Source organism: Amphritea pacifica, from assembly GCF_016924145.1.
Classification (GTDB): Bacteria; Pseudomonadota; Gammaproteobacteria; order Pseudomonadales; family Balneatricaceae; genus Amphritea; species Amphritea pacifica.
This window is the reverse complement of sequence record NZ_JAFFZO010000216.1, coordinates 1-270: the sequence shown is the minus strand read 5'-3', so window position 1 is coordinate 270 and position 270 is coordinate 1. Positions and strand designations below refer to the sequence as shown.

General features: G+C 48.9%; 1 pseudogene. It reads right to left on the bottom strand.

Annotation, left to right across the window (positions count from 1 at the left end):
- Positions 1-133 precede the first annotated feature (133 nt).
- A pseudogene (locus tag JW499_RS22595) lies at positions 134-270 on the bottom strand (alpha-amylase family glycosyl hydrolase); the annotation flags it as partial.

Genomic DNA, 270 nt, shown 5'->3' with positions numbered 1-270 from the left:
ACAGTGATAATAGGGAGTATCTGCGGTAGAAATAATCTGATGACGGGCACGGGTCATATGATTTCCTTAACATCCTTGTTTGAGGTATCAGCAGTATAGATCAGGCTTTTAGAATATGCCTGTCCCTGTTTACCGCTCGTATTGGGTTAAGGTCAACATACGCCATGCAGCTCAGTAGTGCCTGCTCGTCCAGCAAGGCCTGGCTCTTAAAACGCGCTTCCCAGAAATGCCCCCGGCAGCTATCCTCCTGATTGGCTCTACGGGCGATAT